The following is a 20623-nucleotide window of genomic DNA, read 5'->3' on the forward strand; positions in this document are numbered from 1 at the left end:
CAACATGATCACCCTTCGTAAAGCGACAACGGCCGATATCGATACGCTGCGCGAGGTCGGTTGCCAGACCTATCGCGAGCATTTTTCGACATTATGGTCGCCTGCCGGTATGCACGGTTTTCTTGAGCAGGATTTTTCATCCAGTGCGCTGCGCCAGTCACTCGAGTTGCCAGGCAAGCATGCGTGGTTCACTGCTTTCGATGAACAAGGCAACGCCGTCGGGTTTGCCAAAGTAAATTGGTCGGTGCCGGCGCCGTTAACCGGTGAAGTGGGCGCGGAGCTGCAGAAAATCTACCTGCTCAAATCCGCCGCCGGCAGGGGTTACGGCAAACAACTGTTGCAGTGTGTTCGCGATGAAGTGGCGCAACGTGGTGAGCATTTACTGTGGCTGGACGTGCTCAAAACCAACGTCAGTGCACAGGGCTTTTATGAGGCATTCGGGTTTCGGCGCATGGGCGAAATCCCCTTCAGCACGGACCTTGCCGACATAGGGATGGTCGTCATGGGACTTCAATTGAAACAGCAGGCGCAGCGCTAAATGGCCGAACTGATAGAGGGGCTCGACGGGCCCAGAACCGCACAACAAGAACTGTTTTACGACCTTGACGATGCACGCGCAGTTATCGGCTGGTCGGTGGTGGAGCTGACGGCGATGGCCGCGAACGGCCGAACACCCGATGAAGCGGTGGCGCTAATGAAAATGTGTGCATTGCTGGCTGCGCAGCAGGAAAAGCTTGGCGTGTACGCCGAAGAGGTGAAGGCACAGCGTATTGTCCGCGCTGAGGCCTAGCGAGTAATAAAAAAAGGAATATATACATGCCGTTTTCATTGGAAGAAAGAACCGCTTTGCTCGCTCTCAAGGGCGTAGGCCCCACCGTGATTACACGGCTGGAGCAGTTGGGCATTGACTCATTGGAAGTGCTTGGAAAGTCGAACGTGAGCGACATTCTGGCGCAAGCATCGGCAGCAGTCGGGTCGACCTGCTGGAAAAACAGCCCTCAAGCGCGGGCGGCCATTACTGCAGCTGTGGCGCTGGCGCAAAAAGCCTGACAAGAAGGTCTAAACCACTGCCGGAATCCTGCACGTTGGTTAATGGCCGTTACCCATCACTTAAAGGCGAACACCGTTACTGTGGCGAGCAGGCTTGCCCTGCGTTGGGCTGCGAAGCAGCCCCAGTTCACTCTAACTGACACATCACGTCGCCTGAATTGGCTTGCACCGGGCCAAGCCCGCTCACCACAAGGCCACTCAATCAGTCGATAATCACATCGCGACCTTCCGCCTTCAAACGGGCAAGGTTGTCCTTCATCTGCTGCAACCGCTCAGGCGCATGCCCCTGCCACTTCGTCACCTCAGCCACCACCCGTAGCGGCTCCAACGAGCGATAGGACAGCGTCGGGTTACCGGCAAATTTCTTATCCGTCACGTTGGGGTCATCCAAGATTGGCCCGGTGGCCTCTACCACGTAAATCCGTTCTGGACCGTCACCCAACGCCAGCTCAGCGCCCCAAATCGCAGCGTCCAACGTGCCCGCGAAATACACCCAGGACAGTGGCTTGCCCGTTGTGAAGTTGGAGGGGTAGCCGACGCGGACGGTGTCGCCTGGCTCAAGGTCAGCCCGGGTGCCGTGGAAGAACTGGCGGGTGAATACGCCGGCAGTAGTGGACATGGCTGGGTGCTCCTTGGAGGAAGGGAGTTGGGGGTAATAACACAAAAAATGGATGAAATGGAGAAGCCAAAACAGTGATGGCACTGTAGCATCACTGCTTTTCTTTTGAGGCCCCCGCGTGAACAAGAAATTTCTATATTGCACTGGCGCGTTCATTCCGTTGGCCGCTGTCGTTTATGCCTTCCCCCTTTACGTCCGTGTTGACCCGTCGATTAAATTCTGGCTTTTCCTTGGGGTTCTGGCGCTCATCGTGATGATCATGCACGTGGCTGCGCACCTTGGCGCACTCGCTGATAACAAAGCGTTTCTGGAGGCAATAAATCGCCTTCCCACCGTGCGCATCACCCACCGACTGACTCGGGAAAACCTGATCAAGAAAATGCAGGCTGGCGTATTGATGCCCTACCCGGCAAAGCGCGGGCGCCTGCCAGAATGGTTCGCCCATTGGATGGATGGCAAACACCCCGCCACCTGGGTATCCATTGGCAAACCTGAAGACGTCAGCCCTGCTCTGCTGGGGTCCGTTCGTCAAAAAGAATGGCCCATGGCAATTTCGTTCCATGTGCCAAGTACAGACATCGTGATGCCACCTGGTTTTCTGAAACACCTGTATGGCTGCTACCAACAGCGGCTGCTCAATACGGTGAAGATCCCACACAACGCCGATCTGTATAAACGCGTCGGGAAAAATTGGCAGTTGCTGAGCCTTCTGGAACGCCAAGCACTGTACGCTCCGGTTGCTACGGCGGTGGCGGCTTAACAAAAGAAAGGGATGGATTCATGTCACTGAACATAGGTCCGTCCCTTCTCTCGGCAGCAGAGCATCAGCGCTGGTCGATTTCGATTTTTTGAGTTGGATCGGGGCTGTACTTTTGGCGTTTTAATTGCGGGTCGCCTTTGGCCAGGCAAAAGAAGAATATCTCCGCCTCCCCGCAGCCGCCGTGCAAGGCGCATTCGCTTGACTGCATGTGGTCTAGAAGAATTTCCCGGCCTTGAGACTCACAAAACTGATTCGCTTCTTTCAGCGCCTGGCCTTTCGCCGAGGCCGGCCCACCAAGGGGAACTCGCGTTGAGATGGTGTAGGTGTCAGGCCCCACTTTTATAGGACCGCTGTCGGCGCAGGCCGTGAGCATCGCAGTGACTAAAACCATTAGCCAGATTTTCATTGTTATCCCCCAGGAAAGGCATGAGGGTACATGGCAGCTCGCCAGCTCGCCTTATAATTTTACTTTCTGAACATCGCTAACGCTGCTCTGCTTGGTCTCGGACGTTTCCCACAAACTAACGAGGTTGAGCCATAGGAAGTGACTTGGTTAGGATTTGCCGTCGCAGTAATTACTGTGACCGGGCGTCGCAACCTGAATTATCTGAGTATTGCCCTTTGGAGCATCACTCTTGAAAACACCCACACCTGGCAACGACCATTCGACTAACGCGTTTAAAGTGAGGACAGAATTAAGCACGGAAGATGCGCTAGTGAATGCAAGTGAAATTTTGGCTTCGGCATCGGTTATGGCGAATGAACAAGCGTTCGGATCAACTGGATCTCGACGGTTTCAAATATTTGGGTTGGCGCAGCTGATTGAGAACGCGCAACTGCTCGTGGATGATGCGTTGGAGAAATTGAGCCCAATAGCCGCTGACCATTGACCGCCTAGCAATTGAACATGGGAAGACCACCTTTTTTAACATTCAGAAATTGTGGCCTGACCCCTTTTAGTCAAAAAAACCTCGCCGAAGCGAGGTTTTGACCGTGGCACAACAGCAATCAACTATTCGCCTGCGCTAAAAACTGCCGAATTTCCTCGTCGGTCTTGCCCTTCAACAGTTCTTTTAAGAGTTTGAATTGCTCTTCATCAGTAGGCTTAAAAAAGTCTAAAACTTCAAGCGACTGCTCCTTATCTAAAATGTTGTCTTTATCTTCCGATAGCGTGTAAGCATAAACCATATGATCAATAGACATAACAATCTCCTTTACATTAATATTTAATGGAGATGAAATCATCCATCGTCATTGATTTTTGTGAACCTGTGAAAATTAGCAGTTTCTTATACTGATTTGTAATTAAAAAGCGCATTCGACCGACATGCAAAATTATCAAAGTGCATCAGCAAAAGCCCTGGATAAAATCGCCCCAACATCCGAAATGAAGTCCTGCAACGCATTGTTCATGTAGTTGGCCCGAGGCTCAATGCGCGAGACATGCGCGGGGTTGCGGAACGGCTTTCAAATTGCAGGCATTAAAAAACCCCGTAGACCGTTGATCTACGGGGCTTCCAAGAGTGGAGGCCGAGGTCGGAATCGAACCGGCGTAGGCGGATTTGCAATCCACAATTAAAACTCTAAAAATCAATTAGTTAAATAAATTACTTTTCCGCATTTGTGATGTATTTAAACGGCCGGAGACCTTTGTTTGCGCGACGTTGATTTTTCATTGCGGAACTGTTTTTCGCTCCAATCTTGGCTGATCAGCATCGCCGCCGTCGCTTCACCCACTCCCTGAGCTGGCCCTCGACACAACGGCAAGACAGGCAGCTATCGGCCCAAAACATTCCTTCACGAAGAGCAGGAATTGGCTGATTCCTGCTGCCTGCAACCGACACAAGACCGAGCGCATGGGGCTATTTTTTGGGCGCCATAGATCACTCCCCCCATATTTCTTTGAGAAAATCGGGTCCTTGCGTTTTCTTAATTTACCGGTGGCTTCTTTAGGCCAACCGAGTCGCCGGCCTATTCGATGGCTACAAGGCATCTAGATCGATCGGGGCGAAAGCGACAGGCAGTTGCACCTTCACAGCGTCCCGTTGTGCCAGGGGTATCAACATGCCCATGCTCTGATCGAAAGAGTCCAATATGCGCGGCATAGCGGTCAACGGTTGGTCCAAGGGCTCAAAAAAATTATCCCAATGGATCGGGATCACGATTTTAGCGCCCGTCTGGACAACCGCCTCTTGCCAATATTGCGCGACAAACTCCGGGGTTTGTTTACCTAACGTTCCGATGCCAAGGAACACCACATCTGCCCTGACATCCTTGAACTTGCCTGGACTGTAATTACCACTGGCGATCACCAGAAGACGACGGCTGCCATGAGTAATCAGGTACGAGAAGTTTTCGCCAACTTTGAAATCCTCCTGCCGGGCAGGAGTGTGCAGCGGATGATCGATGAAACCTGGTGAGGTGGGATGTGGTGAATGCGGGGTCTCGAAGGCTTTGATTTGAAATTGACCAAACGAAAAAGAATCTCCGTCTTTGATTACCTTGATACGCTCAGGAGGTAATCCGGCACCCATAACGGCGTTGGCAGTCGATGCTGTACCCAATACCGTAGCGCCTGTTTTGAGAGCAACCAAGCCACTGTCCAGGACATGGTCGTAATGCGAATGCGCGACGAATATCGCTGCAAGCTTGGAAATGCCAGCGCTGCGCAAACTTGCATCAATGCGCTGCTCATTAGGCTGTATAGCCGTCAGTAGCACCGAATAAATACTTGGCCGTGAGAAAAAACCGTCCTCCATGATCGCAGTCTCCCCATCATCGAAGCTCAATGTGCCAGCGCCCAGAAAACGCACCGTCAAGTCCGGAGATCCTTGACCGACTTGCGGTCTTAGCGAAGCAAAGGGTTGAACCGAGGGTGATGAGAATTTCCATGCCCCCCAGAGCGCCCCTGCCAACACTGCCATAACAAATGCACAGCCCAACACTTTTTTGCTACGACTCACGCTACATCTCCTGATATTGATATTGAAATGGATAGGCATCGCTGCCCTCCATAGCCGGATCTAGTTTTTTATCTAAGCTGCCCGCCTCATATAAGACGAGACGCATTAAGCTACGCTGTAAGCGCCCGCTAAGTAAGCGTTGCCAATCACACTTTGCGATGACGCCAAGACTGTGTCTATATTAAACGGATCGTTTCCCCACGTCTCATATTCGTAATCCAGTCCAGATTGCCAGGTCGGCGGAGTCAGCCCAAGAATATCAATTTCCCTGGTTACTACCCGGCGCTGGTGTCCATGTTTGCAGTAGCGCTACAGCGCTGCCCAGAATTTCAGGCTGTCATCGATTGCTTTGCTGATGGCCGAACCTTCGGGCTCGAGGTCGCACTGGGCGCTCATCCAGGCATGCAAAATATTCATCACCAATTCACACCAAAACCGGCTGTATATCTAGCACTGTCCAAGTTGCTATTATCGGATTTACCCGCGACTACCGCGTGTTCATATTTCAGATTTAAGGAAGCCCATTCCGTGACACTGTAACGCAAGCCTAGCTCAGAGTCATAAGCATAATATGCTATATCGCTGAGTGGCCTTCCCAACTCACCCGATGTAAAAAATTCAAACTTTTTTCCAACCAGATATCGTTTGAAGTCCCAGCGGGCAGACGTGAAGTAAAACGTACTACTGCTACCGTCTGAGTACCCGAAACGCATACGATTCAACAGCGCTACGATGGTAAGCTTGCCTAATTGATCGTCCCAGAATTGGTAACCGGGACCGGTGCCAATTTTTCGCCTGGTTATTAGGTCTTCGAACTGATCCTTTTTGTAATTGAAGCCTCCTTCCCAAAGCCAGTTATCGGTTAGGAAACGATCCACGGAGTACTCGGCACTCCAGTTTGCCGTACTTGCAACCTCTGCGTCATCTTCGCGGACGTGAGCAGTCGCGCTATGCCGCCAAGAGCCACTGACAAAACTTGTTTGTGCCGCAAGTTCAACATTTTCACTCTCTGCCTTAGCCTTTTCGGCATGAAGCGCAAGGTCAATGTTCCCCTTCCAAATTGCAGCCGTGAGGTTGGGTTGGGGCTTCATAATCTGGTCGATATTGTTAAGGTCGACAAGACTCAAACCAACGCCCACACCAACTCGCACGTTGCCTTGCGGACCGGTTTGAATCGATTCAACAGTTCCTTGCAACTGGCCCACTTGCTTTACCATGAGCGGCTGTTTGCTTTCCAAAGTTTGAATCTGGTCCTTACTGATCGTTATATCGCCTCCGTAATTCGTACTCAGAACAAGATTTGCGCCCTCCATCAAAATGATGTCTCCGCTAACACGGTCACCATTTTTCAGCATTACATTGTCCGCAGATGCGCACAGTGAAAGAACGCTCACGTAGACAGAGCACGACAATATCACCGCTGTTAATCGCATGACGAACCCACCGGGCTTGAGAAACCTGCCATATGTCACAATTACCGTGTTTTACATTATGAAGAACCGCCCTCCGTTCGCTTTGCAGCGTGAAGTCAGCATCGCAATCTCAATGCCGTCGTTAGCCGCGAGATCTAAGTTTCTAAATAGAGCTATTTAGCTTGACCGATTCGAAATCATACAGGACTGCTGCGCATCACTTATTTACTTGACAGTTGACGCTCATACCAGCATTAAAGAAAACAAGCTATTTTATCCATAGCTTGTTTCGCTTCAGGTATCGGAAGGATTGGCCACACGTGAATCATTCCTCTCCCGATATGCAACTGAACCTCACCTCCAAGCGCCAACGTTTTCTCACAGAAATTAATTGCATCGTGGTGAATAATGTCGCGGGTGCCAGCGAAAATAAGGATCGGAGGTAGATTTTCTGGATCTCCGTTAATCGGACTTACGTAGTTGTGGTCCGTACCAAGATCTCCCGCATACATCATGCCGGCCGCTCTTAAACCTCTCGCGGAGAGCATTGGATCTGACTTCTCGGTTTTTGAAATTAACTCGTTACTCAACGTGACATCCATCCAAGGGCAGATCAATACTAGCTTAGTAGGTTGCACATATCCGATATCTGTTAACGCGAAGCAGAGGGCAACTGCAAGGCCGCCGCCAGCTGAGTCGCCCATTACATTCATTGCGTGACATCGAGCGTTAAAACAAGCAAGCTTATATATAGACAACATGCGAAAAATAACGGTTTTACATTTAGTCTCTGGTGCAAGGGGATAAAGCGGCACTATGATAATATAGCCATATCTTTCGACTAACGTTTGAAGAAAGCGCCAGTGCAGAAACGTAATAGGCCAAACGTAAGCTCCACCATGAAGATAGAAAATATGTTTGGAGCTTGCTTGGTCATCTTTAGGGGCTAGCCTGTAGACTTCGATACCATCAACCATTTGGAGTTCGATGGAGATTTTCTTTTGCATTTTAATAGTTGGTCTTGCAGGGCCCTGCTCTCGTGATTTCCGAAAACTCTTCAGCACTCTATCCAAGGAGCCATAAACTGATTTTCGCCTGACCAGCAAAAGATATGCTATAAGTGCGCGACTTCTAAAACTAGGTTTTTGAGGATTAGTTAGCGAGCCCACAATATATTCCAGTATAAATATTATTAAAAATTAAAATAAGTAATCGTTCAAACCAGCGTTGGTCAACCGGTCTAAGCAGTATTCGTTATTGCGAAACGACTCAACATTGGCGAATGGTACATCGCGGAACACTGCCGCCCACTCTCCAATGCCTGCTATTACCGCTTTTCATCGCACTATAGCGAGTTGGCCATCAGATGATTGGCCACCGCTCGATAGGCGGGCAAGGTAGTCGGATCGAAGTTCGAACTGCTAGCCAAGGGGTGCGAGGCATAACGCACAATGACCATTTTCGCCTTGGGGTCGATATACATGCTTTGTCCGTGGAGCCCACGTGCCGAGTAGACGCCATGAGTGTCGTGGGACACCCACCACATGTTGCGATAACTCCAGTTTGGCAGCAGCTCATAGCCTGCCTTGGCGAAGTCTTGCTGGCTGGCGCCCCCACGAATATTCGCGATCACGCTCTTGGGCACTATCTGCTGGCCATTAAACTTGCCGTCCAGGCGCATCATCTCGCCGAAACGGGCCAAGTCGCGCAACGAGGTGTTGAAACCGCCACCGGTAAACGCGGTACCCACCTCATCGACGATCAAGTAGGCGTCCTGCTCGGCCCCCAGCTTGCTCCAGATGCGCTCTTGTAGATTGACTGCGATGGGTTTGCCCGTCGCGCGCTGGATCACCCAGGACAAAACGTCGGTATTGACCGTCTTGTAAGCAAAGGCCTGACCGTGCTCGCCCTCTTTGCGCAGTTTCATCAGGTATTCGGTCACCGCGGTTGCGCCGACGTATCCCTCCGGTCGCGATGTCATATGGGCGGCTCGTAAGTACTCCCAGATTTCCGCTTTGGGGTCGGCGTAGTCTTCCGAGTAGCGAACACCGACTGTCATATCCATTACTTGGCGTACCGTGGCATCGCCAAATGCACTGTCCCTCAACTCCAGAACGTAGTGGCTGACCTTCGCCTGTGGGTCGATACTACCTTCCTCGACCAGCATCGCCGCCAAGGTGCCGATAAAAGATTTGGTGACCGACATGGCAATGTGCTGGCCCTGATCAGTCAACGCGCCGAAGTAGCGTTCATAGACCACTTGCCCGCGGTGCAGTACCAGGATCCCATCGGTGTAGTTGGCCTTCAGTGACTGTTCCCAGGTCATAGTGCGGTCGCTGCCCAGTAGGGTGAAGACCAGGGCGTCGATGTCTCCGCGTTCGGCGCGAGGTAACGGGCTGGCTGCTCCCTTTCCACGCGCGACCTGCACGCTTGGCAACAGCTCGCGCAGATGCGAGAACGACCAGCGCGTCTGGGGGAACTGCAGGATGTTGCTGAATCGCACGACCTTTTCCGGCACCGGCGGTGAACCTTGCATCCAGCCTATGACCTGCGGATCGCTGGCGTCGGCGCTGAGGAACTGCGGCTGGACGTCAGACTGGGCTATAGCGCTGCCCGGCAAGGTTTGCAGAGCGTCTATTTTCACTTGCATTTTAGTCTCCTTCGCACGCTTGATTACTCGGATTGCGTCGCAATCGGGTGGCCAGCAGGCCTTTTCTGTTCACGGCAACCAATTAGACCTAAGGCCGCAAGATCACACGGAGCTCTGTACTCAATTGCAGGTCGTGAATGCCTTTGAAGATCTTCGAGAAGGTCTCACCCTTTTTAAAGTTGAGCCGGCCGTCATCGTTTCAGGGCATCGAAACGCAAACGCACAGGTTGCCAGCCAAGCGCAAACTCTGGCGAATTTTCTGGGAGTGAGGTACAACCGTCCAATGCAAATATGAAGAGCGATTGATGCATTGAGCGACTTAATTGACTTGAAGCGAATTCGTCACCTGGTCTTGCTTGGAGAGGAACTGCACTTCTCCCGGGCTGCGGAGCGAGCCCATCTTTCGCAGACGGCGTTCAGCCGTAGCATCCAATCGCTGGAAAAAGACCTAAAGGTGCGCCTGTTTGATCGGGACACCCGCTCAGTGACGCTGACATGCGCTGGTCACCAGCTCATTGCTCGGGCGCGCGAGATGCTGGCGTGCGCCGACAAGTTGGTCGCGGAGGCCAGCGACATCGCCGGGGGGCAGGGAGGTGAACTCAACTTCGGCGTCGGCATGATGACCGCCAACACCACCCTTCCCAACGTGCTGCTGGCCTTGCGCAAGAGCGCGCCCAAGCTGGTGGTGACCCCTGAAGTCAATTACTGGCATCACTTGGCCAACCAACTGGCACAGGAAGACATCGAGTTTGTCGTAGCGAGCGTGCGGGTCGAGCAGGGGGTAGACCCACGCTTTGACGTTCGGAGTTTGCCGCCACAACCGGCCTCTATCTTCTGTCGCCACGAGCACCCACTGGCTCGACAGGCCGAGCCGGTGACGCATCAGCAACTACTCGCCTACCCGTGGGCTGCTGTGACCACGGACGACGTGCACGCCCGGGCGCTATTCGGAATGCCCTCGACGACACTACTGCCGTGGAAGTTGGTATGCAATGAGCTGAACTGCCTGCGTCAGGCCACGCTGACTAGCGACGCGCTACTGCTCACTTGGCAATCTTGGCTAGCGCCTGATTTGGAGAGTGGCGTGCTGATCGATCTAATCGAAAAAATCCAGCCTGCGATCCCCATACATTTGCGCTCTATCCCGGAAACCATCGTGTTTCATGCCGGCCGTACGTTGTCACCCATCGCCAGAAAAACCATCGCACTGATTATCGACGAGGCAGAAAAACGCCTGCCTGTCGTAACTCAGTCAGCGGCCATCTCGGACTAACTTCAGACTACGGTCGAGCTCCATCTGAGCAAACGAAGCGCTGGTCAGCATGAGAACCGAACTTTCTCTCTTTCCCCTCCGTTGTATGCAGGGCTGACTGACAAAGCAAACCCTTGCTTTGACGTTCGCCGAAACAAGGAAAAGCCACGGGACTATTATGCCGGTGAAACCGTATGGAACGCGGTATACGCGGAAGCGGTACAGGAGTTCAAGGACGCGATGGATCTGGCCTACCTGACCGGCCAACGTCCCGCCGATGTGCTCAAGATTGCAGCCACCGACTTGAACAATGGCTTTTTGCTGATTGGCCAGGGCAAGACCGAAAAACGCCTCCATCTTCGTTTGGAGGATGCCGGAATCCAATCCGGCCTGAGTAGCTTTATCGACGACCTGCAAGAACGCAGAGCCGTCAATGGAATCCGAACGTCAACCTTGATAACAAACGCGTCTGGACTTCGGATGAGCCAGCAGATGCTACGTATGACCGCTTCCGGCCGTTGTGGGCGCTTAGGCTCCTTAGTCTCAAGCACAATCCCACGTCCAATCGAGGAGAGGCATAACGATAACGGCGTCTTGAATTTCCCGAAAAAAGGCAGTGTTGCGGAAGTGATCCGAAAAATTGCGAAAGCGATGAGCAAATCTCAGACAATAAAAAACCCCGTAGACGTTAATCTACGGGGTTTTCAAGAGTGGAGGCCGAGGTCGGAATCGAACCGGCGTAGGCGGATTTGCAATCCGCTGCATAACCATTTTGCTACTCGGCCTCAAACGATCAATGCCCTGACTGCTGACATTCACCGCATAAAAACTTGAGTGGGCTGTAAAACCCTGTCTCTACTCTAACTCATTGAATGCATTGAAGTTTTAAATGCTTCGTTGCGTTCGATGGGCGCCATTATGTACGCATTTGCTTTTACCTGCAACCCCTTGATTTCAAAAATATTTCGTATAGTCATCAAGGAGTTGCGGGCCTGCCCTACTCCTGGATGCGCTGTTGCTGATAGTGCGGGTCGGCCTTGATCTGGGCTTCGGTGAAAGGCAGCGCGCGCAGCTTTTTCTCGGAGAAGGCTTGGGTCTGGTCCTTGGCGTGTTTGGATGCGGGGTTGCTGGATTCGGAGAAGGCCAGCACGCCCAGTGCCTGGGGGCCTTTGTCGTCGAAGGTGACGATTTGCAGGTAGCTGGTGCCGCTGACGACTTCGCGTTTGCCATCGGCGCGGGGCACGGTTTGCATGGCGTTGTAGATGCCCAGCTGTTGCGGGCCGCCGTGCATGGGGGTTTGGCCGCTGACCTGGATGTCGCCCCAGCGGGTGGCCTTGAGTTTACTGACCTCTTCACTGGAGGCCAGCATGGCTTCGCGCAGGGCTTTGGCCACCTCGATGTGGTCGATGGCCAGGCCACGGGGTGTGGTCAACGGCTGCGCCGGGTCGAAGGCAACGCGCCAGGCGTCGGGGATTTGTTGCAGGTGTTCGACCAGGTTAATGAAATGCACCAGGCCGATGCCACTGTCGAGGTTGGCGTGCTGGTCCCAGGCTTTCAGGCTGGTACACAACGGTTGCAGCGCGGCGGCGTCAGTGCCCAGATGTTTGGCGCAATATTCGAGCAGGTCTGGCATGACTTGGCTGGCGAGGTACACCTCGTTGTCCATGACCATGTTTTGCAGGTCGGCCACGCTGATCGGTTGCTTCTCCAGGGATTGCAGGCGCTGCACGGCGAAGCGTGCGCGCGGGCCGAGGCCGATGTGGTCCTGGCTGATCACCGGGGAGAAGCCGGTGAGTGGCGACTTGGGGTTGGCCAGCCACGCCGAGTCGTTGGAGTGTTGCACGTAGTCGGTGCGTTGCAGTTGCGGCAACTGGTCGGCAGCGAAGATGCCAGGTTGCGCTGCACGCGGGTCAACGTCCCAGGCGCAGGCGCTGTGGGCGCCGTCGAGCATGATCATTTGCAGGCCCGCGCGAGGGTCGCTGCATTGCGCCAGTTTGGCTGCGCTGACGTTGGGCACCACCGACAGGTTCATGTAGAGGCTCTGGCCCTGGTCGTCGGCGGCCACGGTATTGACCCACGGTATGCCTTGCAGGGTGTGCACCGAGGTTTGCAGTTCTTTAAGGCTGGTGGCGCGGTTCATCGCGTACCACTGTTGCAGCACGCGGTCGTTACCCAGGTTGGCGTCGCGCAGGCTGAAGGCGTAGTGGCTGTCCCAGTCGAGCTTGCCGGGCCATTGCACCACGGGGCCGAATTGCGAACTGTAGACCGTATGAGTGACCTCTTTGAGGCTGCCATCGGGTTGTTTGACTTGGACCTTCACCGCACGATGCTCCATAGCGATGGATTTCCCATCCAGCAGATAACGCGTGGAATCCTTGGGATCGAGGGTCAGCCGATACAGGGTGAAATGCTTGGACGTGTCCACCGTGTGGGTCCAGGCCACGTGCTGGTTAAAGCCGATATTGATCACCGGCAAACCCGGCAGTGCTGCGCCCATCACGTCCAGTTGGCCCGGGATGGTCAGGTGCATCTCATAAAAACGCATGCCACCGACCCACGGAAAATGCGGGTTGGCCAGCAGCATGCCACGGCCATTAAATGAACGATCACGGCCCACGGCCACGGCGTTGCTGCCACGGTCGAGGCTGAAGCGTTGCTGATTGGCTGCTGCCAGTTCAAAGGCCTTCATGCTCAACGGCACAGCGGCAGTGGCGTTAGGCGGCGTGGCGCCGACCAGGGCTTCGGCGAATTGGCCGACACCGCCTTCCACCAGCAGCCTGCGGGTCAGCTTGACCAGGTCTTCCACCACCAACGGGCGCACCCAGGTGGCGTGGCACTGGGTCGGTGCGCCCTGCTCTTTCAGATAACGGTTGTAGCCGGCGACATAGCCTTCGATGCGCTGCTGCATCTGTGGGGTTTGCGCCTTCCAGAATGCGGCAACCGCCTGGGGCGTATTCAGCCAGTTGAAAAACACATCACTGGCCAGGTTGTTGCGCTCTTCGAGGGCCGCCTGGTCCGGGCCGAAAAACCGCGCACGCTCGCCGTTCACCGTGACCACTTCATTGGCCAGCAGGCACAGGTTGTCTTGCGCATACGCGTAACCAATACCGTAACCCAAGCCACGCTCATCATTGGCGCGGATGTGCGGCACGCCGAAGGTGGTGCGGCGAATATCGGCTGAAGCCTGTGTCACCTGTTCACGCGCTGAAGCGTTCAGGCTCAGCCCCAGCAATAGCCCTGCCACGCACGCCTTGGACAACCGGTTGGAAATAATCACGCAAGCTCCACAGTCAATTTGGACACCCTTACAGGGGGCAACGACCCCACCGTAAGAACGCAGGCAACCGGGAATAATTTAGCCGCAGCGGGTGTTTTTTAAGGGCGGTCGACGTGTGACAAAGCGGATACCGACAAAATTTCTACATCCAGGACTTCATGATTTCGCTCGCTCGTTCGTCTTATTCAAATAAGAGCGCCATCATTTTCCTGATCAGGCTCTGATAAGGAGTTTTTTGCATGTACAACCCGCAACCGCCCATGGATGGACATTCACCGGCTGCCGACGCCAATTACGGCGGCGGCGCACAAGCGTTCGGCAAAGCGCCGGAGCACGGCAACCAGCGTATCCGCCATTTGCTCAAGTGCTTCGGTTTGCGCACCAGCCTGATCCGGCTGAAGGTCATTGACGCCCTCCTCACTGCTGCCGACAACCAGCGCACATTGGGCGTGCGCGGTGTGCACAGCCATTTGCTGGAGCTGGGCATTCCGTTGTCGTTTCTCAGTGTGCGCGAGGTGCTGAAGCGCCTGTGCAGCGAGGGCGTGATCACCCTCAATGCCGATAAGAGCTACAGCCTCCATGCAGAGGCTGCCAAAGTGCTCGACAGTCGCGCCTGACGCTTTCGCTCGGCGCTCCAGCAGGCATCAGAAGTGAGGCTTGACCTTGCGACGCATGATGCCGTTGATCACCACTACCACGACGGCAATCGCAATCGCCAGGTACTGGAACGTTTTTTCGCTGATCACGCCGGTGTTTTGCAGATAAGACAGGCCAAACATCGACGCCAGTACTGTCAGGGCGATCAGAATCGAATATTTCAAACGTTGCTTTTGGGTCATGACGGGTTCCTGAAGCTTAAGAATGTATCCACTTTGTATCGCCGAGCATGCCAAGCACATACCCGGTTACGGGGATGGCACCGGTTCGGCAGGGTCATATGTTACAGGCGCTGAGAAATTTTGGCTTGTTCCGCGCCTGATTGAACCTGTCGGTACTTTAGAGGATTTGAAAATGCTCCGTCGAATCACACTGTTGATTCCATTGCTGATCATGTTGACCATGAGCGGCTGCTTCTTTTTCCCACGTGGCGGCGGTGGCGGCTGGCACGACCACGACCATCGCTACGATGGCGGCCGTGGCTACGAGCACCGCTGACACCACGCGCGTCTCGCTTTGCAGTGAGCAAAGCGAGACGCCTGCAGTCAGCCTGCATGCACCCAACGTTGATATAGCCAGCGCGCAAAGGCATCCAGCGCAAACCCCAGCAAGCCGATCACCACCACCATCGCCATCAACTCCGAATACGCCAGGCGGTCACGCGTGTCGAGGATGTAATACCCCAGCCCCGCGCTCACCCCGAGCATTTCGCACGGCACCAGCACGATCCACAAAATGCCAATGGCCAGGCGCACGCCGGTCAGCACATGCCCGACTACGCCGGGAATGATCACCCGTCGCAGGGTTTCCCAGCGCGTGGCGCTCAGGCTTTTACTCAGTTGCAACCAACGCGGGTCCAACTGGCGTACGCCAGCGGCGGTGTTGAGCATGATCGGCCACACCGCCGCAAACGCCAGCAGGAAGTAAATCGGCTGGTCACCCACGCCCATCAACATCACCACAATGGGCATCCAGGACAGTGGCGAGATCATCCGCAGAAACTGGAACGCCGGTGTGGTGGCGGCCTCCAGGTTGCGCGAACTGCCCACCAGCAGCCCCAACGGCACACCGACCAACAAGGCCAGAAACAGCCCAACGAATATGCGCTTCAGGCTCACCGCGATGTGCAGGTACAGCTCGCTGCGCCCGAGCAATTCCCACAAGCTGCTTGCCGTTGCCGCCAGCGAAAAGCGCGCCGACAAGCCATCGGTATCGCCAAACACTTTCACACCCAACCACCACAGCAACAGCAAGCCGGCCAAACCACTCAGCCCCAGCCACCAGCCAGGGATTCTGCCGTTGTTCAAACGCCGATCTCCTCGTGCCGTTCGTAACCGTCGGGCAAACCGAAGGTTTTCATGCCGCCCACGGATTCGATGGCATTGCGCACGAAGCGGTCGTCCACCAGGTCCTTGGCCACGAACGTTGGGTCCAGGTCAGCGAGGAATTTCTTGTCGCCTTCGATCAAAGTGTCCTTCAAGCGCCGTACCAATTCCTCGGTGTAGCTGGGAAATGGGTACGGCTGGAAGTCGATGCGATGCTCGTCCCAGTTGGCATGCTGGATCGCGCCGTCAGCCAGGTACGCGGCACGGTCGGCGGCGGCCGGGGCCAGCACCTTGCTCAACACCGGCTCGGCGTGCGGTGTATAGCGGTTCGGGCCGTCCTTGGACAGCAGCTTCACCGCCTCTTCGCGGTTCTCGCGAGTCCACACCTGCGCCTTGACGATGGCATTGACCACCTTCTGCGACCACTCCGGGCGGTTGGTCAGGTCATGCTCGTGCATGAACACCACGCAGCAGGCGTGGTTGCGCCACACATCGCCGGTAAAGCGCTGCACGCGGCCGACCTTGAGGTTTTCCGCCAGGGCGTTGAACGGCTCGGCGACGATGTAGCCGTCAATGCGTTTACTCGCCAATGCCGGCGGCATATCCGAAGGCGGCAACACGATCAGGTTGACCTCATTGGCCGCAATCGCAGCCCCGGCGGCACGCGCTACTGGCGTGAGGCCGTTGTCGCGGAACAGTTGCTGCACCACTACGTTGTGGATCGAGTACCAGAACGGAATCGCCACCGACTTGCCGCCTAATTGCTTCACCTCGGTAATGCCCGGCGAAACCGTCAGGCCCGAACCGCCGACATGGTTCCAGGCCACGACTTTGGCCGGCACCTTGCTGCCGTAGCGCGCCCATACCGTCATCGGCGACAGCAAGTGAATCACGTTGACCTGCCCGGAAATAAACGCCTCGATCACCTGCGCCCAACTGCGCAACAGCACCGGGCGCTCGGCCTTGATGCCTTCGGCCTCGAACAAACCGTTGTTATGCGCCACCAGCAAGGGCGTGGCGTCGGTGATCGGCAAATAGCCGATGCGTACCGGCGCGTCCGGCTCGCTGGCGGCGCGGGCTTGCAGGCTGCTGAGCAGCGGCAAGGCACCGGCGGCACTGAGCACCGCCGAGAGTTTGAGAAAGTCACGGCGCGAGTGCGTAAGGTCATCCAGACACATGTGAAAACTCCTGTTGATCAATGGGGTTGGGTTGAGGGCGGCTCGCCTGCCGTAAGGTTTTCAGAATCTCGATACGCAACGCGCCGATGGCTTCAACCTGCTCTTCGCGCGGTTGCGGCAAATCTATGCGCCATTCGCCCAAGGTCCGCGCCGGGCGGTTGCCCAGTAGCAGGATGCGGTCGGATAGCAGCAGCGCTTCGTCGATGTCGTGGGTGATCAATACCGCCGCCGAACCCTGCTCGCGATTGACCTTGAGCAGCAGGCGCTGCATGTCGGCGCGGGTGACTTCATCCAGCGCGCCGAACGGCTCATCCAGCAGCAACACCTGCGGCTGGCGGGCGAGGCAACGGGCCAACGCGGTGCGCTGGGCCATGCCGCCGGACAACTGCGCTGGAAACTGCTGGCGCGCATGTTCCAGGCCGACCGCCGCAATGGCGTGGTCGACGCGCTGGCGGCGCTGCTCAAGGCTCAAGTGCGGCTGACGGGCGAAATCCAGGCCAAAGGCGACGTTCTTTTCCAGGTTCAGCCAGGGCAACAGGCTGGGGTCTTGAAACGCCACTGCCACCCGTGGATGCGGCCCGGCCAGCGGCTCGCCCAGCACCTGCACGCTACCGCCATGCGGCGCCTGCAAACCGGCCAGCACGCGCAGCAGGCTGGATTTACCCACGCCGCTGGGGCCGAGGATCGACACCACTTCGCCCGGCTGCAGCTGCAAATCAAACCCTTGCAACACCGGCCCGCTGGCATAGCCCAGGCAAATACCCTCGGCGCTCAGTACCGCCTGACTCATAGGTTGGCCTGACGGTGCAGCTCGGTGCGCAGCTGCACCAGGCTTGGCGTCACGATCGGCACAAAGGCCGACTCGCGCCAGCGCCGTGCAAAGCCACTGCCATGGGCTGTGAGGTAGGCCTTGCCACCACTGGCTTGCAGTTCCAGCTGCACCGCGCTGGCGGCGGTTTCGGCCAGGGCGATGCGCAGTTTGAACAAGGGCACCGGCTCGACGGCAAAACGACCGGCCAACAGGCCGCCTTTAAGTTCTGTGACCAGGTGATCGAGGGTCGCTCGCAAGGCTTCCAGCTCGTCACGCAACACCGTGCGTGAGGAGCCCAAATGGTTGGCCACTTCCGCCAGTGAGCGCCTCGCCAGGCCAATGGACATGCCGCACTGCAAACCCAGGAACGCCGGGCGTACGGCCGGCAGAAACTTGCGTGCATCTTCATGCAGCAACCAGTCGCGGCTCAGCTCCACGCCTTCCAGGCCCAGGGCCGCGGTATTGCTCGATTGCAGGCCCATCAGTTCCAGGTCACGCGAACGCTGCAGCCCTGCGACCGAATCCGGGATGGCCAGAATAAACGGCGCGCCGCCGCCGGCATGCTCAATCGCCGCCGCCGCAACAAAACCGTTCTTGCGCAGGTTGGTCACCCAGTGCAGGCGGCCATTAAGGGTCCAACCGTCTTCGGTCGGCTCCGCGCTGATTTGCAGGGTCTCGATGCCGGACAAAAATTTCATCGCGTTCGACAGCCCGGTCGCCCCGGCCAGCTTGCCGCTGAGCAGGTCCGGCAACAGTTGCTCGCGCAGCCGCTCATTCGGGCTCTGCAACAAATATTCGATAAAAGAGCGCTGGCCCCAACACACAAACGCCGCCGCCAGGGAATGGCTGGCCACGTTGGCAATGGCTTCCACCGCGCCGGTCACATCACCGCCCAAGCCGCCCAGCGCCTTGGGCACGCCAATGCTTAATACATTCGACTCTGCCAGCCTTGGCAGCACTTCCTGTGGATCGCAACTGCCCACATCCAGGGCCTGCGCTTGAACATCGAGCCAACGGCTCAAGATAGGGTCAAGCATTCGTTTCTCCTTTTTACAGCAGGTGGACCATCGCCGATTCAGCTTGCCGGTTTTTCCCAACGGTATTGCGCCAGCTCCGGGTTCAGCGGGGTACGGGCAAACACGTTAGCGAAGTTGCACAGGGTTGCCAGGCTGACGCCCAAAATAACTTCCAGCGCCTGGCCCTCGGTATAACCGGTGGCGCGGAACGCTTCAAAACCCGCGTCGCTGACATCGCCACGGGTAGCGATCACTTCGCGGGTGAAGGCGGCGAGTGTCTCATAACGGGCGTTGGGCAATTCACCGCGCTGGCGCAGGGCGTCAATCACGTCTTCGGGCAGCTTGGCTTTATTGCGCGCGACAGCGGTATGGCCGGCCACGCAGAAATCGCAGCCGTGGGTGGTGGCGGCAATCAGCTGCACCACTTCGCGGTCGGCCAGGCTCAGCTCAGACTTGGCGTTGAGCCCGGACACGGTGATGTAGGTTTCCAGCGCCGCCGGTGCATTGGCCAACACGGCGAGCAGGTTGGGAATGAAACCCGAGCCTTTGAGGGCATTTTCCAGGAAGGGCTTGGCCGCTTCCGGAGCGGTTTCGGGGGTGAGCAACGGTACACGGGACATGGAGTGGTCTCCTGATGGGTTCATCGCCTAAGTCTGTTGGTTATAAAAAAACGCCTCAATAGGCTAAAGTAGCGATTACTTGCTCTAGAGTCTTTCCGTTAGATGAATTCGTCCAGTGCGCTCGTTGATTGGTTATTAGACAGCCTCGAACTCAACACCAGCCTGTTCCATGTCGGCCGCTATTGCGGCGCGTGGCATGCCAGCACCCATGGGCTGGCCAGCGCGAGTTTCCACCTGATTGTGCAGGGCCAATGCTGGTTGCATATTGACGGCGAACCCCTTCCCCATCACCTGAATAATGGTGATGCGGTGTTTCTGCTGCGTGACCTCGAGTATCGGCTGTCTGGCGAGGCCACGGCCGCGGCAGCGCAGGAATGCCCGCGCCGACCGATGCTGGCGCTGGACAGCAACGCCGAAGATGGCGTCGGCCTGGTCTGCGGTTTTTTTCACTTCCATTCCGGTTTGTCGGCGATGATCGTCGACGGCTTGCCCGCCTGGATCATCCTGCGCGCCGGCGACCCATCGCTTACTGCCGCGCGTAATCTGTTCGAATTGATCCTGCAAGAGTGCGAGCGCGTCCCGGCGCCCTCCTCGGCATTGCTCGAGCGTTTGTGCCATTTATTGTTTCTGTATGTGCTGCGTCAGCAAGTCATCGATAACAGCGAACTGGGCGGTCTGGCGGCACTGGGCCGACAACCGGCATTCGCCGAGTTGCTCGAGCAATTGATCGCCCGACCGGCAGACCCATGGACCCTGGAAAGCATGGCAGCCTGCACCGGTTTGTCGCGCTCGGCATTTTTCAAGCGTTTCAGCGAGCTGTGCGGGCAATCGCCGGGGCAGGTGCTGTTGATGATGCGCATGCGCCATGCCTGCCGCCTGTTCAAAGAAGACATGACCGTGGCCGATGTGTCACTGGCGGTGGGTTATCAGTCGGTGGCAGCGTTTACTCGGGCGTTCTACAAGACCACCGGCCAGCAGCCTGGGGCTTATCGCAAAGGTCAATGGCGGAATTAGCAACCAGGAAAGCCGGAAA

General features: G+C 56.1%; 24 protein-coding genes, 1 tRNA gene and 2 pseudogenes. 9 read left to right on the plus strand and 18 right to left on the minus strand.

The window, feature by feature from the left end; all coding sequences use genetic code 11:
- Positions 1–4: 4 nt before the first annotated feature.
- Genes HBO23_RS15825 through HBO23_RS15835 form a run of 3 tightly spaced genes read left to right on the plus strand, consistent with a single transcriptional unit; the run spans position 5 to position 1050 of the window.
- Positions 5–538, plus strand: a complete 534-nt coding sequence (locus HBO23_RS15825; protein WP_170037565.1) for an N-acetyltransferase — start codon at positions 5–7, stop codon at positions 536–538.
- A complete protein-coding gene (locus HBO23_RS15830) occupies positions 539–790 on the plus strand; it encodes a hypothetical protein (RefSeq protein WP_099549685.1) in 252 nt (83 codons plus the stop codon). It begins immediately after the preceding gene.
- 26 nt (positions 791–816) lie between these two features.
- Positions 817–1050: a Pathogenicity locus gene (locus HBO23_RS15835; RefSeq protein ID WP_017138885.1), complete on the plus strand. Its 234-nt coding sequence runs from the start codon at positions 817–819 to the stop codon at positions 1048–1050.
- A 202-nt stretch (positions 1051–1252) separates the two neighbouring features.
- On the opposite strand, the gene arr is transcribed toward HBO23_RS15835, so the two are convergent.
- Positions 1253–1669, minus strand: coding sequence for an NAD(+)--rifampin ADP-ribosyltransferase (arr, locus tag HBO23_RS15840; protein WP_017138886.1), 417 nt, complete (start codon positions 1667–1669; stop codon positions 1253–1255).
- A gap of 118 nt (positions 1670–1787) precedes the next feature.
- On the opposite strand from arr, the gene HBO23_RS15845 reads away from it, so the two are divergent.
- A complete protein-coding gene (locus HBO23_RS15845; protein ID WP_170037568.1) occupies positions 1788–2429 on the plus strand; it encodes a hypothetical protein in 642 nt (213 codons plus the stop codon).
- Between the two features lie 64 nt (positions 2430–2493).
- Here HBO23_RS15845 and HBO23_RS15850 read toward each other — a convergent pair whose 3' ends face one another.
- Positions 2494–2835, minus strand: a complete 342-nt coding sequence (locus HBO23_RS15850; protein ID WP_225932992.1) for a hypothetical protein — start codon at positions 2833–2835, stop codon at positions 2494–2496.
- Between the two features lie 229 nt (positions 2836–3064).
- Here HBO23_RS15850 and HBO23_RS15855 point away from each other — a divergent pair, with 229 nt between their 5' ends.
- On the plus strand, positions 3065–3319 hold the full coding sequence (locus tag HBO23_RS15855; RefSeq protein WP_170037571.1) for a DUF3077 domain-containing protein: 255 nt from the start codon (positions 3065–3067) through the stop codon (positions 3317–3319).
- Positions 3320–3437: 118 nt separating this feature from the next.
- Here HBO23_RS15855 and HBO23_RS15860 read toward each other — a convergent pair whose 3' ends face one another.
- The 7 genes and pseudogenes from HBO23_RS15860 to HBO23_RS15885 all read right to left on the minus strand — a co-directional run.
- Positions 3438–3632 carry a hypothetical protein gene (locus tag HBO23_RS15860; RefSeq protein ID WP_170037574.1) on the minus strand — a complete coding sequence of 65 codons (195 nt, stop codon included), beginning with the start codon at positions 3630–3632 and terminating at the stop codon, positions 3438–3440.
- Between the two features lie 779 nt (positions 3633–4411).
- Positions 4412–5392, minus strand: a complete 981-nt coding sequence (locus tag HBO23_RS15865) for an MBL fold metallo-hydrolase (protein WP_217858118.1) — start codon at positions 5390–5392, stop codon at positions 4412–4414.
- 105 nt (positions 5393–5497) lie between these two features.
- Positions 5498–5692 (minus strand): annotated as a pseudogene (locus HBO23_RS33895) (kinase); the annotation flags it as partial.
- Between the two features lie 116 nt (positions 5693–5808).
- On the minus strand, positions 5809–6747 hold the full coding sequence (locus HBO23_RS15870; protein WP_225932993.1) for a DUF481 domain-containing protein: 939 nt from the start codon (positions 6745–6747) through the stop codon (positions 5809–5811).
- Between the two features lie 311 nt (positions 6748–7058).
- Positions 7059–7811, minus strand: a complete 753-nt coding sequence (locus HBO23_RS15875; RefSeq protein ID WP_017138893.1) for an alpha/beta hydrolase — start codon at positions 7809–7811, stop codon at positions 7059–7061.
- Between the two features lie 338 nt (positions 7812–8149).
- Positions 8150–9454 (minus strand): serine hydrolase, encoded by a 1305-nt coding sequence (locus HBO23_RS15880; RefSeq protein ID WP_170037577.1) that lies wholly within the window; start codon positions 9452–9454, stop codon positions 8150–8152.
- Between the two features lie 88 nt (positions 9455–9542).
- Positions 9543–9641: pseudogene (locus HBO23_RS15885) on the minus strand (hypothetical protein); the annotation flags it as partial.
- Positions 9642–9764: 123 nt separating this feature from the next.
- Here HBO23_RS15885 and HBO23_RS15890 point away from each other — a divergent pair.
- On the plus strand, positions 9765–10727 hold the full coding sequence (locus HBO23_RS15890) for a LysR family transcriptional regulator (protein WP_017138895.1): 963 nt from the start codon (positions 9765–9767) through the stop codon (positions 10725–10727).
- Here the strand turns inward: HBO23_RS15890 and HBO23_RS34115 are convergent.
- The 3 genes from HBO23_RS34115 to HBO23_RS15905 all read right to left on the minus strand — a co-directional run bounded on the left by HBO23_RS34115 (position 10707) and on the right by HBO23_RS15905 (position 13983).
- Positions 10707–11123 carry a hypothetical protein gene (locus HBO23_RS34115; RefSeq protein WP_026013832.1) on the minus strand — a complete coding sequence of 139 codons (417 nt, stop codon included), beginning with the start codon at positions 11121–11123 and terminating at the stop codon, positions 10707–10709. The genes HBO23_RS15890 and HBO23_RS34115 overlap by 21 nt on opposite strands.
- Before the next feature lie 294 nt (positions 11124–11417).
- A tRNA-Cys gene (locus HBO23_RS15900) sits at positions 11418–11491 on the minus strand.
- Positions 11492–11703: 212 nt separating this feature from the next.
- Positions 11704–13983 (minus strand): acylase, encoded by a 2280-nt coding sequence (locus HBO23_RS15905; protein ID WP_170037580.1) that lies wholly within the window; start codon positions 13981–13983, stop codon positions 11704–11706.
- 239 nt (positions 13984–14222) lie between these two features.
- Here HBO23_RS15905 and HBO23_RS15910 point away from each other — a divergent pair, with 239 nt between their 5' ends.
- Positions 14223–14600 (plus strand): fe2+ zn2+ uptake regulation protein, encoded by a 378-nt coding sequence (locus HBO23_RS15910; RefSeq protein WP_099549681.1) that lies wholly within the window; start codon positions 14223–14225, stop codon positions 14598–14600.
- A 27-nt stretch (positions 14601–14627) separates the two neighbouring features.
- Here HBO23_RS15910 and HBO23_RS15915 read toward each other — a convergent pair whose 3' ends face one another.
- Positions 14628–14822 (minus strand): hypothetical protein, encoded by a 195-nt coding sequence (locus HBO23_RS15915; protein ID WP_017138898.1) that lies wholly within the window; start codon positions 14820–14822, stop codon positions 14628–14630.
- A gap of 172 nt (positions 14823–14994) precedes the next feature.
- Between HBO23_RS15915 and HBO23_RS15920 the strand changes: the two genes are divergently transcribed.
- On the plus strand, positions 14995–15138 hold the full coding sequence (locus HBO23_RS15920) for a hypothetical protein (protein WP_169986206.1): 144 nt from the start codon (positions 14995–14997) through the stop codon (positions 15136–15138).
- 47 nt (positions 15139–15185) lie between these two features.
- Here HBO23_RS15920 and HBO23_RS15925 read toward each other — a convergent pair whose 3' ends face one another.
- Genes HBO23_RS15925 through HBO23_RS15945 form a run of 5 tightly spaced genes read right to left on the minus strand, consistent with a single transcriptional unit; the run spans position 15186 to position 19590 of the window.
- Positions 15186–15947 carry an ABC transporter permease gene (locus tag HBO23_RS15925; RefSeq protein WP_170037583.1) on the minus strand — a complete coding sequence of 254 codons (762 nt, stop codon included), beginning with the start codon at positions 15945–15947 and terminating at the stop codon, positions 15186–15188.
- The gene (locus tag HBO23_RS15930; RefSeq protein ID WP_170037586.1) at positions 15944–17143 is read right to left on the minus strand and encodes an ABC transporter substrate-binding protein; all 1200 of its coding nucleotides are present in this window, start codon (positions 17141–17143) and stop codon (positions 15944–15946) included. The genes HBO23_RS15925 and HBO23_RS15930 overlap by 4 nt, the downstream gene beginning before the upstream one ends.
- Positions 17130–17933 (minus strand): ABC transporter ATP-binding protein, encoded by an 804-nt coding sequence (locus tag HBO23_RS15935; RefSeq protein ID WP_170037589.1) that lies wholly within the window; start codon positions 17931–17933, stop codon positions 17130–17132. The genes HBO23_RS15930 and HBO23_RS15935 overlap by 14 nt, the downstream gene beginning before the upstream one ends.
- Positions 17930–18991, minus strand: coding sequence for an acyl-CoA dehydrogenase family protein (locus tag HBO23_RS15940; protein WP_169986208.1), 1062 nt, complete (start codon positions 18989–18991; stop codon positions 17930–17932). The genes HBO23_RS15935 and HBO23_RS15940 overlap by 4 nt, the downstream gene beginning before the upstream one ends.
- Before the next feature lie 38 nt (positions 18992–19029).
- Positions 19030–19590 carry a carboxymuconolactone decarboxylase family protein gene (locus HBO23_RS15945; RefSeq protein ID WP_170037592.1) on the minus strand — a complete coding sequence of 187 codons (561 nt, stop codon included), beginning with the start codon at positions 19588–19590 and terminating at the stop codon, positions 19030–19032.
- Between the two features lie 102 nt (positions 19591–19692).
- Here HBO23_RS15945 and HBO23_RS15950 point away from each other — a divergent pair, with 102 nt between their 5' ends.
- Positions 19693–20604 (plus strand): AraC family transcriptional regulator, encoded by a 912-nt coding sequence (locus HBO23_RS15950; protein ID WP_017138905.1) that lies wholly within the window; start codon positions 19693–19695, stop codon positions 20602–20604.
- Positions 20605–20623 lie beyond the last annotated feature (19 nt).

The sequence above is a fragment of the Pseudomonas sp. WS 5532 genome, assembly GCF_012985445.1.
Taxonomy (GTDB): domain Bacteria; phylum Pseudomonadota; class Gammaproteobacteria; order Pseudomonadales; family Pseudomonadaceae; genus Aquipseudomonas; species Aquipseudomonas edaphica.